The organism is Bacteroides sp., from assembly GCF_030151085.1.
In the GTDB taxonomy this organism is placed as follows: domain Bacteria; phylum Bacteroidota; class Bacteroidia; order Bacteroidales; family Bacteroidaceae; genus Bacteroides.
Map to the genome: position 1 here is coordinate 69,448 of NZ_JASLER010000080.1, position 12,716 is coordinate 82,163.

At 39.5% G+C, this 12,716-nt stretch carries 13 protein-coding genes; 3 read left to right on the forward strand and 10 right to left on the reverse strand.

All coding sequences use genetic code 11. From position 1 onward, the window contains the following. Positions 1–40 precede the first annotated feature (40 nt). Genes Q1W14_RS16125 through Q1W14_RS16135 form a run of 3 tightly spaced genes read right to left on the reverse strand, consistent with a single transcriptional unit; the run spans position 41 to position 3,223 of the window. Complete coding sequence (locus Q1W14_RS16125; protein WP_300703225.1) at positions 41–2,050, reverse strand: alpha amylase C-terminal domain-containing protein; 2,010 nt, start codon at positions 2,048–2,050, stop codon at positions 41–43. A gap of 28 nt (positions 2,051–2,078) precedes the next feature. Continuing rightward, complete coding sequence (locus Q1W14_RS16130) at positions 2,079–2,525, reverse strand: YhcH/YjgK/YiaL family protein (protein WP_300703227.1); 447 nt, start codon at positions 2,523–2,525, stop codon at positions 2,079–2,081. A 32-nt stretch (positions 2,526–2,557) separates the two neighbouring features. Continuing rightward, positions 2,558–3,223, reverse strand: coding sequence for a DUF2461 domain-containing protein (locus Q1W14_RS16135; RefSeq protein ID WP_300703229.1), 666 nt, complete (start codon positions 3,221–3,223; stop codon positions 2,558–2,560). Between the two features lie 299 nt (positions 3,224–3,522). Between Q1W14_RS16135 and Q1W14_RS16140 the strand changes: the two genes are divergently transcribed. Beyond that, positions 3,523–3,747, forward strand: a complete 225-nt coding sequence (locus Q1W14_RS16140) for a hypothetical protein (RefSeq protein WP_300703232.1) — start codon at positions 3,523–3,525, stop codon at positions 3,745–3,747. A gap of 187 nt (positions 3,748–3,934) precedes the next feature. Here Q1W14_RS16140 and Q1W14_RS16145 read toward each other — a convergent pair whose 3' ends face one another. The 6 genes from Q1W14_RS16145 to Q1W14_RS16170 all read right to left on the reverse strand — a co-directional run bounded on the left by Q1W14_RS16145 (position 3,935) and on the right by Q1W14_RS16170 (position 10,862). Further along, positions 3,935–5,632: an alpha-amylase family protein gene (locus Q1W14_RS16145; RefSeq protein WP_300703235.1), complete on the reverse strand. Its 1,698-nt coding sequence runs from the start codon at positions 5,630–5,632 to the stop codon at positions 3,935–3,937. Positions 5,633–5,654: 22 nt separating this feature from the next. After that, positions 5,655–6,473: a patatin-like phospholipase family protein gene (locus Q1W14_RS16150; RefSeq protein WP_300703237.1), complete on the reverse strand. Its 819-nt coding sequence runs from the start codon at positions 6,471–6,473 to the stop codon at positions 5,655–5,657. Positions 6,474–6,631: 158 nt separating this feature from the next. Further along, positions 6,632–8,170: a 4Fe-4S binding protein gene (locus tag Q1W14_RS16155; protein WP_300703240.1), complete on the reverse strand. Its 1,539-nt coding sequence runs from the start codon at positions 8,168–8,170 to the stop codon at positions 6,632–6,634. Between the two features lie 30 nt (positions 8,171–8,200). Then, positions 8,201–9,136 carry a DUF362 domain-containing protein gene (locus Q1W14_RS16160; RefSeq protein WP_300703243.1) on the reverse strand — a complete coding sequence of 312 codons (936 nt, stop codon included), beginning with the start codon at positions 9,134–9,136 and terminating at the stop codon, positions 8,201–8,203. 29 nt (positions 9,137–9,165) lie between these two features. Beyond that, entirely contained in the window at positions 9,166–9,675 is a 510-nt protein-coding gene (locus Q1W14_RS16165; protein ID WP_300703246.1) for an ECF transporter S component, read from the reverse strand. Positions 9,676–9,740: 65 nt separating this feature from the next. Further along, positions 9,741–10,862, reverse strand: a complete 1,122-nt coding sequence (locus tag Q1W14_RS16170; RefSeq protein ID WP_300703249.1) for a DUF362 domain-containing protein — start codon at positions 10,860–10,862, stop codon at positions 9,741–9,743. Between the two features lie 171 nt (positions 10,863–11,033). Here Q1W14_RS16170 and Q1W14_RS16175 point away from each other — a divergent pair, with 171 nt between their 5' ends. Together Q1W14_RS16175 and Q1W14_RS16180 are read left to right on the forward strand one after the other, a co-directional pair. Further along, positions 11,034–11,681 carry a DUF4476 domain-containing protein gene (locus Q1W14_RS16175; RefSeq protein ID WP_300703251.1) on the forward strand — a complete coding sequence of 216 codons (648 nt, stop codon included), beginning with the start codon at positions 11,034–11,036 and terminating at the stop codon, positions 11,679–11,681. 80 nt (positions 11,682–11,761) lie between these two features. Beyond that, on the forward strand, positions 11,762–12,493 hold the full coding sequence (locus Q1W14_RS16180) for a DUF4396 domain-containing protein (protein ID WP_300703254.1): 732 nt from the start codon (positions 11,762–11,764) through the stop codon (positions 12,491–12,493). An 8-nt stretch (positions 12,494–12,501) separates the two neighbouring features. On the opposite strand, the gene Q1W14_RS16185 is transcribed toward Q1W14_RS16180, so the two are convergent. Next, positions 12,502–12,716: bifunctional hydroxymethylpyrimidine kinase/phosphomethylpyrimidine kinase (locus tag Q1W14_RS16185; protein ID WP_300703256.1), on the reverse strand; the 215-nt coding region annotated here is incomplete at its 5' end.

Sequence of the window (12,716 nt, forward strand, 5' to 3'; positions counted from 1 at the left end):
AGCAGGTATTGCAATGATACCTGCTCTCTTTTTTTATAAATTACTTAGTCTTTTTCAAAACCATAGCTGTGCGTGCGGGAACATAGAGTTTCAGCCACTCTTTCTTTTCCTTTGCATATAGCGGGTCGAAGATAGTAAAGTGTTTAATTGTATCATCCGTTAGTCCTTGGCCACCATATTCAGGATTATCCGTATTCAGAATTACTTCGTAAGAACCAGCTGGAACCAGGAAACCGTAATCAGTAAACGATTGTTTCGGATTAAAATTGAATACAAAGATTAAATCCTTTCGCATGTACACCAGTATCTGATCTCCGTCATTATGCCAGATTTCCTGAACCGGTGTATCTTGGAAGTTCTTTATACTTTTCACAACACCCAACATGGCAGTATCAAAATCTCCCATATAATGGTACGTCAGATTCTTTTTATCCACCAAGTCCCATTGACGGCGAGCATATTTACAAGACCATCCATTACCTTCACGTGGGAAGTCAATCCATTCAGGATGCCCGAATTCATTACCCATGAAGTTAAGATAACCACCGTTTATTGTACTGACCGTCAATAGACGTATCATCTTATGAAGAGCAATACCACGGTTTACAGTGTAATTCTCATCTCCCTTTTGCATGTGCCAATACATATCGGCATCAATCAGACGGAAAATAATTGTTTTATCACCCACCAAGGCCTGATCATGGCTTTCAGTATAAGAGATTGTTTTTTCGTCTTTACGGCGATTGATTACTTCCCAGAACATGCTGGATGGTTTCCAATCTTCATCTATCTTTTCCTTAATAGTTTTAATCCAGTAATCAGGAATATTCATAGCCATGCGGTAATCAAATCCATAACCTCCTTCTTCGTATTTGGCAGCCAGACCTGGCATACCGGAAACTTCTTCAGCTATAGTGATAGCTTTGGCATTCACTTGATGGATTAGACGGTTGGCTAGTGTCAGGTAGCAGATAGCGTTATCATCCTGATGTCCGTTGAAATAATCTCCATAGTTACAGAATGCTTCTCCCAAACCATGGCTGAAATACAACATTGATGTTACTCCATCGAAGCGGAAACCATCGAAATGGTATTCTTCCAACCAATATTTACAATTGGATAACAAGAAATGAATTACTTCATTTTTTCCATAGTCAAAGCAGAGTGAATCCCATGCCGGATGTTCACGACGTTCACCTGGATAGAAATATTGGTTCGGATCACCTGCAAAGTTACCCAATCCTTCTACTTCATTCTTTACTGCATGCGAATGAACGATGTCCATAATAACGGCAATTCCCATTTCGTGTGCAGTATCGATCAATTCTTTCAGTTCTTCCGGAGTACCAAAGCGTGAAGAAGCGGCAAAGAAACTGGAAACATGATATCCGAAGCTACCATAATAAGGGTGCTCCTGAATAGCCATAATTTGTATGCAGTTATATCCGTCATTGGCAATACGTGGCAGAATTTTCTCCTGAAACTCTTTATAACTGCCTACTTTTTCTTCTTGCTGAGCCATACCGATATGGCATTCGTAGATCAGTAAAGGATCAGTAGACGGTTTAAAGGCATGTTTTTTTATTTTATACGGTTTATCCGGTGACCAAACTTGTGCACTGAAAATCTTGGTTTGTTCATCTTGCACTACGCGTGTTGCCCATGCTGGAATACGTTCACCTTGGCCGCCTTCCCAGTGTACCATTAGTTTATACAAATCACCGTGGTTAATGGCATCCACTGGCAGTTTTATTTCCCAGTTACCATTTGCTTTGCGTTTCAGGCTGTATTTCTTTTCTTCTTTCCAGTCGTTGAACGTTCCAATTAAATAGATCTGAGTTGCATTAGGCGCCCATTCACGAAAGATCCAACCGTCGTTAGTGCGGTGCAGTCCAAAGTATAGATAACCGGATGCAAAATCCGAAAGCGTTTGTTTACCTTTATTGGTTAACTCGGCTTCTTTTTCTATGGCATGTTGATGACGCCCATTGATGGCATCAGAATATGGCTCTAGCCACGGGTCATTTTTAATCAATTTCAATGTTTCCATAGGGTTAAATATGAGTTACGAGTTTATATTAGGCTTTAACTTTCACGATTACTTTCTTTACGCCATCGGGAGTAATTCCTGGAGCATGTCCGTCTTGAGGAAAGAATATTGCAAACATTCCGGGTTTTACGGCGACATAATTTTCGGCTAATCCTTCATAGAAAGTAATATCTTTTTCTGCATTGTAGGGGGCGTCAGCGGGGACGCAGTCTTTGGCAGGCATATAACCCATGATTTCCGTACCGGTAAGAGGAACTTGAATATCGATGAAATCAATATGAGTTTCAAGTTTTGCTTCTTCCTTAGTCTTCGGATGGGTCTGTGCTACATTTACATATAAATCTTTGCTAATAAGCTCTATTTTGCCAATTTCCAATGCATTTAAGTCGTTTGATTTCAAAAAATCAATACCTTGAGCTAACAAGGGATTTAATGAAGCATATTTTTCTAAATTTTCAAGTTTGTCTATAACCATAATTCAAATGTTTTAAGTTGATATATAGGTAATTATTCAAATTCGTCGATAGTATAATTAACGAAATCAGAGAAGCGCTTCATTTGCTTGAAGATTTCGTCAGTACGATCCAAGAAATCAGCAGCAAGGAAAAAGCTGTCAGGCTGGTTGCAGCAGACGGTGTATTCTTTGCATTGCAAGTATTTCAAATAGGGATAATCTTTTGGAAAACCTTTCGGAGCAGTCTTCAGGAAGTTTTCTCCTATAACAGGAAAATATTGATTGAAATTCTTATCTTCTACAATTTCCCGGAATTCGTCCATATTATCAAATACTGCTTGACGCAATGCTTTAAGCAATGGAGGAGGAGGGCAGTAGCTTCCACCAGCCAGGAGGCAGTTGTCAGGCTGTATGTGGACGTAATAGCCACAGTGGTCTGATTTTTTCCCTTTAGCATTAATATAACCTCCAAAATGGTTTTTGTAAGGCGTCTTGTCTTCGCTGAAACGTGTATCACGATAGATGCGGTAAGTACAATCTTTAGCTTGTACTCCTCGAATACTTTCATCAAATAGAGAGATACGGGAAATGAGTACTGTGAGCAAGTTTTCGAACTCATTACGGGCTATTTCATATTGTTCCCGATGGGCATTGAACCATTCACGGTTGTTATTTGCGGATAGTTCTTTTAAAAATTGAAAAATAACAGGGATATTCATATTGTATTCTTTCCTTATTATCTGCCAAATTTACGGATTATTTTCTAACATACGACAAAGAAAGGTAAAAAAAAGCATCGGCTCTGGTAAACCGATGCTCCTTACACATTTATCAATCAAACAGACGCTTCTGTTTTTTGATGTACTTACTTATCACAAGCGGGTACGTCTCCTTTAATTAATCTTATATCTAATACTATGAAAAACACATATAGTTAACACACCAAATCTACATTTTGTTCGATAGAGTATGTGTAGATTTTGCAAATATTATATCTTTGCACTAAAATATAGAACTTATGGCTGAGTATAAATATGATGAAGAAAGCGTTAACACGCTGATAGAGTGGGCAAAAACGACTACTTTTCCTAAAACAGTAAAATTGAGTGAAGCAGAAAATATTTTTGATGTAAAGAGATATGTGCAGGCTAATTTGAGTGATATCGCTGCACATTATCCGGATGCTTTTTACAATCCGTCTATAACCAGGTTATATCAGTTGAAAGAAAAACTGGAAGAATAGCAATAATTGCCGGTTTTTACACACCTAAGTGCGTAGGCTTACGCATATAAGTGTATCGCCTTACACATATAAGTGCGTTGCCTTGCATTGATAAGAGTGAAAAATTACGGGATGAACTTACCTATGTCTATTTCGGTAAGTTCATCCCGTAAAATTGTATAATGCGTTAAAAATATTAAGGACTGCGCTATAGTTTTATTTTCAATATTTTCCCGCTACATCCCTCAACAGATACATCCGTTGCTTTATAGGGCAACAAACTAATCTTCTCCTCTTTTTTACTAAGCAAGTCTACAGCTTTATATTGATCCATCTGTGGTATTTGTAGAAAGTCAAAAGCATGCGAAGGTATGTTGATAGCCAAATCCACTGAAACATGATCGAAGTTTACTACGAATAACAACAGATCTTTTTCGAACTTGCGTATGAAAGCGTATTGTTTATGCTCATTGAAGCGCCACCCGTTAAGATTAGCATACATCAAATCAAAAAATGCACCTTGGGAGATTACCTTTTCTTCATTACATAACGTTAATATCCGCTGATAAATGCTGTGCAGATGTTTTTGGTCTTCAGTCAACATCTTGCCATCGAATTTACCACCATTACGCCAACGACGAATGGTATCTACACTCCAATAATCAAAGATAGTTGTACGACCATCTCTACCACTGAATCCTTCACTATCCATGCCTAATTCTCCGAATTCCTGTCCGAAGTATACCATCATCGGATTCGTATTTATGCAAGCCGAAACGATAAGTGCCGGAATTGCTTTGCGTGGATTGCTGGCAAAAAAGTCAGAAGCTATACGTTGTTCATCATGATTTTCGAGGAAGTTCAGCATTCGTTTTTCCATTCCGCCCAGGCTTTGCCAAGAATGAGTGATGGCGGTTGCCGATTCCCCTCCACAAACGATGTTGCGAAGTGTATCATACAATCCTACTTTATCATATAAATAGTCGAATTTACCACGTAGCAAGTAGTTATTATATTCCTTCGGATTATAAACTTCAGCAATAAAGAGTAGGGAAGGATATTGAGCCTTTACTTGTGGAATAACCCATTCCCAAAACTCAACAGGCACCATTTCTGCCATATCACAACGGAATCCGTCAATATCCTTTCCTGCCCAAAACATTAAAATGTCTAACATCTTAGCCCAAGTATCAGGAATCGGATTGAAGTGGCGGGTACCGCCATTCTGATAATCGACACCATAATTCAGCTTTACGGTTTCATACCAATCGTTGATATTAGGATAGGCATCAAAACGATTGTTGCCGGTTGCTTTGGCAGGAAACTCCTTATAAGGTTCGGCAGCTGCACCTTTCATGTCAAATTGTCCGTGCAACTCAGCTTGGGGGATATAATAGAAATTATTGTAAGGACTGAAAGCATAGTTTGTATCGTCATTAGCTCCTAATTGAGAAGTTCCATCGGGTTGTGCGTCCGAGTGATACTGACGAGCTACGTGGTTAGGTACAAAGTCGATGATAACTTTCAAGTTACTACGGTGAGTACGTTGCACCAGCTGTTCGAATTCTTTCATTCGTTCCGGAACATCCTTAGCTAAATCGGGATCTACATCGTAGTAATCCTTGATAGCATACGGCGATCCGGCCTTTCCTTTCACGATTGCAGGATGATCGGGACGGATGTTGTAACGACGGTAATCGGTTTGTGTGGCGTGTTCAATAATGCCTGTATACCAGATATGGGTAGCGCCTAGCTTCTTTATCTCATTCAAAGCTTTGGTTGTAAAGTCTGCCATTTTACCGCATCCGTTTTCTGTGATGCTGCCATTATTGATGCAGTGATTATTGTCATTCCCAAATAATCGGGTAAATACTTGGTAAATAATCAATTTGTTATCTTCATTCATTTCATTAATATTTAGAGAATGGTTATTTAAGTTCTTCTTTCCAGATATTTCCTTTGTCAACTAACAAGCCTTCTAATATATCATTAGCAGTATTATATCCTTGCATGAATATTTCTTCCGCTTTTTCTAACTCCGTATTGCTGTAGCCATCCAAATTATAGGGTTCTATCAGCAAGTCAGCCTTTTCACGTTCAGGAAATGAATTGGAGCGGAACATAAAGTTATAAGAGCGTAAGGCGATGCTGACAATGTTCATTTTATATTCAGGAGCCATAAGCGGACTGACATTGACCGCCACTACTTTTCCACAAATACGCCGGATGGTAGAAACCGGTAAATTCATCAGAAGTCCACCGTCAACATAATGAGTACCTTCTATTTTTACCGGAGCAAACAACACAGGCATACAACATGAGGCAGCTACACGTTCAGCAATGTTTCCCTTGTGGAAATGTGCCAAACGACCGTGGTCTAGATCTGTTGCAGTAATGATAAGAGGTATCTGTAGGTCTTCTAACTTTTTGGCTTTCAAATTGCTTTTCAAGAAGTCGACAAATTCACCTAATTCAAATAAACCTACCTTGGGAATCACCATCTTGGTTAAATCTTGAAATTTATGTCCGCGAAAGAAGTCCAGTACTTTGTGTGGTTCGTTTCCATCTGCATAAAACACTCCTGCCAGAGCACCCGCACTGACACCGGAAAGTATGTCTGGTTTAATATCATGCTCCAGTAAAGCTTGCATTGCACCTAAATGGGCAAATCCTTTAATAAAACCACCGCTTAAAGCAAAACCTACCGGATATTTTTTAGTAAACCAATTGTTTGTAGTTACCTCCATGTTAAAAATACACTCTATTGTTCGGCACGAATTTAGTTATTTTATTGAAGGGAGAATGAAAATATAAGAAAAATGTTCAAAGACTGATAGAAAAAGATGGGCATGTAATTCGTTTACATGCCCATTCTATATATATAATGATAAAAAAATGTCTATATTTAGAAACCAAAATCATCAACTTTTATCTTTTCCTGTTCCTTTTCTACAAATGGATGTGCTTCTTGTTGTACCTTATGTCCCTCTATATGCACTGCACGGAAGGGGCGGGATGGACAAATATACTCACAGCCACCGCAACCTACACAAATATCAGTATTTACATGTGGAATAGTAAGACCATCTTTATAAGGAACCATAGACAATGCTTGGGTAGGACAATGCTCCGAGCATGCACCGCAACTGGTGCCGTCGGTATACACAATGCAATTCTCTATAATGAATACCACTTGTCCTATTTGTGTCAGATGCTTTTGCTCTACAGTTAAAGGCTTAATAGCTCCATTCGGACAAACCTCACCGCAAACAGTACACCCAAAGTTACAGAAACCTTTTTCGAAAGATACGGTAGGCTGCATGATGCCTTGCAGGCCATATTCCATAAATGATGGCTTTAATACATGTGAAGGACATTTACTTACACATAAATGACATGATGTACAGTTTGCCTGGAAATGTGCCAGACTGATAGAACCCGGAGGAGTTATCGGAGTTTGGCGTTTATCACTTTTTTGTCCGGCGGCTGTGGCTATTGCAGCTTTAGTTTGTGCCATTACTTCTGTGGCGGCACTTGCAGTGGTTAGTCCGGCAATTAAAAAACGACGTTTTGATGTATCCGATGCTGAAGCTTTCTCATCTGTATGTTTCTTTAATGCAGCAGATGGTAATGAGTATACCAAAGCTTTTTCCTTGCAACTGCCCAGACAATCAAAGCAATCCACACAACGGGAATAGTCTATTCGTTGGTTCTTACTATCAATGCAAGAAGCCTTACATTTTGTACCGCAAATCATACAATGCGTACATTTATTCTCGTCAATGCGTATTTTAAAAAAGGAATAACGGCTTAAAAATCCCAATAACGTACCTACCGGACACATGGTATTACACCATGTACGCCCATGTTTCCAAGCAAGAAAGCCTATAAGCAGAAAAGTTACCAATCCAATTATAAAAGAAGAGATGCTAAGCAGAGAGGCATCTACCTGATAGAATGTATAATTGTCGAAACGGGAAACAATGGATTCCAACAAATTGTTTCCCGACATATATACCGGCTTAAATACATTGGTTACCATACGTCCAAAAGCACTATAAGGATCTAAAAAACCAAGTAGTGCTGTAAATCCGCATAAAAAGGTAAGGATCGTAACTGCCAAAACCGTCCATCTTAGAATATTTTTGGCAGGAGAGTAACGAAAACGCTTTTTCTTTTTTGCCGTTCTCTTGGAAATCCAGTTCACTAAATCCTGAAAGACTCCCATAGGGCAGATCACAGAGCAGTAAATACGACCAAATATCAATGTAATGGCAATCAATGCAACCAATATAAAAATACTGAGCGACATTAATGCAGGCACAAATTGGATATGTGCTAATACATGAAATTTATTAGGTAGTATTTCTGCAAAATCCAGAAAGTAAAAGGTTATCAATCCGAATAATAAGACAGATAATACTATTCTTGTTTTTCTCAACATGAGTCTGTTTTATTTTGAAAATAGGTTGTTCTAGATCTTAATGCGCTTGATATTCAATTTATCCAAATCCATCGTTCCTATTCTCAGCGCTTCCCCGTTTGCGAGATGTCCTACAGCATCGAGGGGCATTTCACGTACTTGATTAAAGAATTTGGCAGCCGCCGTATCCACAGCAACAATATCTTGTGAGATGAAAAGTCCTTTGGTCAGAACAACATCCGATGCCGAACGTCCTTGCGGGCCGTTGGTCTTCATGATGCGATAAGCATCTACGACGTTAAGTACGGCTTTCTTCTGAAGTGTACAAATGTCGGCGATGCACTGCTGTAAGTCATTCTGATGGAAGAATCCCCGATCCCACACAATACCCATGTGATTTTTCATGGAGATTGTCAACTGGGCACCTCCATGATTTTTGAGAATAGGAACATTGATCCATACATCACAATTCAAGATGGCTTCATGAATCTTGGCACTCTTCAATTTCTTACCTTGAGGCAAAGAAACATTCCGGTAGTAGCTTTCCAAATGGGCAGGCATTACTTTAGCACCGGCGGCTTTAGCAGCAGCTTCAATGCCACTAGTTTTATAACACTTCTGCCAATCGTCACAAGTATGGTCGAAAACAGTAACTTCTTTAGCACCGGCGGCAAAGCATTGTTTTACAATTTCTGTGATGAGTTTGGGATTTGTATTTCCTGCCAGTTCAGGGGATTTATCCCAGCCGATATTAGGCTTAACCACAACCTTTTGTCCGGGTTTGATAAAGTTCTTCATTCCGCCCATTTCTGCAATACCACGTCGGAACATTGCTTCCGGTTCGCCACCCATTACAGCTACAAGGTCTACTTTATTACCCCCTGCATTGGTAAAAGTCTGTGCCAATACATCCATGGCTTCCGAACTCTGCACCGTCATAACAGCTCCGGTTACTGCGAGTGTCTTTAGAAAATCTCTTCTGTCCATAAGGTTAACTTTAAGTTTTAAATCGTTTCTTAGATCTTAGCAATCGCTTTCAATAAAGCATATCCGCCGAACCATTGAATCAGCATACCGGGGATACCCATGCGGAAATCTTGTACGGCAAGTAAGAGGTTACCGGTTAACGCCCATTCAAAGGCAGTACCTACAACCTGATAAGCAAGAACAACACCTAGTAATGCCAATAAAGATACACTTTTGGCATAGCGGGCAGCAAGTGCAGCAGCTCCTGCCAATAAGCCTGATTTAATCAAAATAGCCGGTAATACGGCAGCAGCAGGCATAGCGAAAAGCAGATGATTGATAACAGGAGATAATATAGCGGTCAGCAGACCAACCCGGAAACCATATTTATAAGCAGCTATCAAAGTGAAAAAGTAAATAGGAAGTAGTGTAGGACCACCGGCGGGAACCAAATGGCAGATTTGTGGTAAAGCAATGTTTCCTACAACAAATAAAAGAGCGAATAAATAGGTCTTTACATTTCCGAAAGACAAGGAGTAAAGTTTAGCGGATGTTTCCATTTGTATAATATTAAAAGTGAATTGATAAATCTATTTAAAGTATGACTATTAAAATGGGAAAAGGTTTAAATCTTAACCAAATCATATTCCATAGTTCCTATTCCCAACTTCTCTGCATGGCGTAATCCGGCCAGCCAATCTGTGTCGGGGTGCATGATATGGAATTTGTCACAACCACATAAGTCATCATGCTCATGTTCCTTGAAAAGTACATTGCTGCTATGCAGTATCGGTGCTTGGGTGACCATATCCGCGCAAGCTTTATCCAAGGCCACAGGATCTGCCGAAGCTAATATCCCTAAATCCGGAATAATAGCTGCATCATTATGGTTCCAACAATCGCATTCAGGTGAAACATTCATGATAAAACTGATATGGAAATGAGGCTTATCTTTCAATACAGCGAGCGTATATTCTGCGATTTTATAATTCAGACGCTCTGAGGTGTCCCAATCTGCCACTACGGCAGCATCATGCTGGCAAAGGGCTACACACTGGCCGCAACCTACACATTTTACGTAATCTATTTCGGCTTTGCGTTGAACATTCAGGTGAATAGCATCATGGGCACAATTTTTTACGCAGATGTTGCAACCTATGCAATTCTCTTCGGCTATTTTGGGTTGGGAGGAAGCATGAAGTTCCAGTTTACCACCTACACTGGCGCATCCCATTCCCAGGTTTTTCAGAGCTCCACCAAAGCCCGCTTGCTCGTGACCTTTAAAGTGGTTCATGCTGATGATGATATCTGCATCTGCAATAGCTGTACCGATTTTAGGAGCTGGACAATATTCACCATCTATAGGTATCTCCCGATAGTCCGTACCTTTCAGTCCATCGCCTATAATAACCTGGCACTGGGCGGATATTGGATTGAATCCATTCTCCATTGCACTTTGCAAATGATCTACTGCATTGGAACGACGACCGGAATATAGGGTATTACAGTCAGTCAAGAAGGGTCTTGCACCTAGTCCGCGAAGCAGATTGGCCATACGTGCGGCATAGTTTGGGCGGATATATGCCAGATTACCCGGTTCTCCAAAATGTATTTTTATGGCTACGAAATTATCTTTCAAAGGGAGTTGCTCAATACCGGCCCGTTTTAATAGACGTTCCATTTTATCTAAAAGATTAGAGGTAGGAGAGGTACGCAAATCAGAGTAGTATACTTTTGCTTTTTCCATGTTTATACCTATTAATAGTGATTGTTCCTGCAAAAATAATAGATAAAATTAAATAATTGTAGGTATATGGATAAAAAAAGTAGGGATATCCCTTTTGATTAATAGGGTAAAAGAAGGGAACTGTTTCACTTCTCCGTTTATCTTTGCAGTAAACTATAAAACTAAATTAAGATGGACATTATTAGACGAACTATTATTTGGTTGGTGCTTGCTATAGGATTAACAAGTTGTTCCGGCTTATTTTATGATCTGAAATCAGATGTGTTGCAAAACATCCAGAAAGGAATGAGCAAGCAAGAAGTGAGTAAATTATTAGGTGAGCCGCAATACCGGCGCTTTGACCGTGATTTTGATGAATGGGAGTATTCTAAGTGTATATCCGGAAATGGGTATACTACGATTATTGTTAGTTTTGAGGATGGCAAGGTAGTTGGTATGGATTCCTTTGCAACCTATGATAACCGTCCGGTTCAATCTGTAACAGTTGCTCCTAATGAAGTAGTAGTTTCTCCACCGCACACTATTTATACGAAAGGAATGCCAGAAGTAGAATTTCAGGGTTTCTATGACAAGGTAAAATCACGTCCATTCAAAGACGATCAATTTGAGCTGATGGAAATAGGGGCAAATAACCGATTAAGTTGTAATCAATGTGCACGTTTGATGTCAATCTATCCTTTTGATGACGACAAAATGAGGGTACTTAAGTTATTTGCTCCCCGTATTGCTGATCGGGAAAACTATGAAGAGATTCTGAACGTCCTGGATTCCTTATTCAAGAGAGATGATGCCAAGAAGTTATTAAGAATAAAGAACTAAAACATTAAATGTTGTAGTACTAACCAACCTTTTCTATTTCAGAATGTTTCTTTGTGATTCATTCTAAAAACAGTATAGGTATGCTAACAACAATCTCTTTATTTTTCATTTGTTCGGGTATTGTAATATCCTTTATAATTGCCAATGATTTGACAAAGCATAAGCAATCTATGAAGATTATGAATGTGGTATGGGTATTAACCGGACTGTGGGCCAACTATTTGGCTCTTTGGGCTTATTTTAAGTTTGGAAGAGAATATGGCATGATGATGCAAGATGATGATAAAGAGATGAAAATGACGCCCGGTATGAAAATGGATGCGATGGATATGCCAATGAATATGACAATGGGCGATATGAGCCGCCCTCATTGGCAGTCTATTGCATTGTCTGCTTTACATTGCGGTGCGGGCTGTACACTGGCGGATATTATTGGAGAATGGTTTACTCACTATTACCCTATTAGCATTGGTGGTAGCTTGCTCATAGGTAGCTGGGTGTTCGATTTTATTTTAGCATTGATTATCGGAGTATATTTCCAGTTTTATGCAATCCGCGAGATGGAAAAGATATCTGTATCCGCAGGTCTTACCCGTGCCTTCAAGGCGGATTTCTTTTCTTTGACTTCCTGGCAGGTAGGTATGTACGGATGGATGGCGATTACTTATTTCGTTCTGTTTAAAGATGCCCCATTAGCTAAAGATTCTTGGAATTTCTGGTTTATGATGCAAGTTGCTATGCTTATCGGTTTTGTTTGTGCCTACCCAATGAATGCATTGCTCATTAAGTTAGGAGTAAAGAAGGGCATGTAACATTATTCCTATTTTGATAGAGGGAAGTGCCACAAAGGACCATTTCCATGTCCTATTTGCAGATCTTTACCATTACTAATGGCAGTGCTTATATAGGCTTTTGACTGACTAACAGCTACTTCTAGACTTTTATTACATGCCAAATAAGTGGCAATAGCAGATGAAAGTGTGCAACCGGTACCATGCAGGTTATGGCTATCTATCTTAGAATGAGTATACACGG

Bases quoted from the DNA above. Each gene is read 5' to 3' on its own strand.
- Q1W14_RS16140 (WP_300703232.1), top strand. From the start codon at position 3,523: ATGGCTGAGTATAAATATGATGAAGAAAGCGTTAACACGCTGATAGAG.
- Q1W14_RS16150 (WP_300703237.1), bottom strand. From the start codon at position 6,473: ATGGAGGTAACTACAAACAATTGGTTTACTAAAAAATATCCGGTAGGT.
- Q1W14_RS16125 (WP_300703225.1), bottom strand. From the start codon at position 2,050: ATGGAAACATTGAAATTGATTAAAAATGACCCGTGGCTAGAGCCATAT.
- Q1W14_RS16160 (WP_300703243.1), bottom strand. From the start codon at position 9,136: ATGGACAGAAGAGATTTTCTAAAGACACTCGCAGTAACCGGAGCTGTT.
- Q1W14_RS16155 (WP_300703240.1), bottom strand. From the start codon at position 8,170: ATGTTGAGAAAAACAAGAATAGTATTATCTGTCTTATTATTCGGATTG.
- Q1W14_RS16170 (WP_300703249.1), bottom strand. From the start codon at position 10,862: ATGGAAAAAGCAAAAGTATACTACTCTGATTTGCGTACCTCTCCTACC.
- Q1W14_RS16180 (WP_300703254.1), top strand. From the start codon at position 11,762: ATGCTAACAACAATCTCTTTATTTTTCATTTGTTCGGGTATTGTAATA.
- Q1W14_RS16130 (WP_300703227.1), bottom strand. From the start codon at position 2,525: ATGGTTATAGACAAACTTGAAAATTTAGAAAAATATGCTTCATTAAAT.
- Q1W14_RS16165 (WP_300703246.1), bottom strand. From the start codon at position 9,675: ATGGAAACATCCGCTAAACTTTACTCCTTGTCTTTCGGAAATGTAAAG.
- Q1W14_RS16145 (WP_300703235.1), bottom strand. From the start codon at position 5,632: ATGAATGAAGATAACAAATTGATTATTTACCAAGTATTTACCCGATTA.
- Q1W14_RS16175 (WP_300703251.1), top strand. From the start codon at position 11,034: ATGGACATTATTAGACGAACTATTATTTGGTTGGTGCTTGCTATAGGA.
- Q1W14_RS16135 (WP_300703229.1), bottom strand. From the start codon at position 3,223: ATGAATATCCCTGTTATTTTTCAATTTTTAAAAGAACTATCCGCAAAT.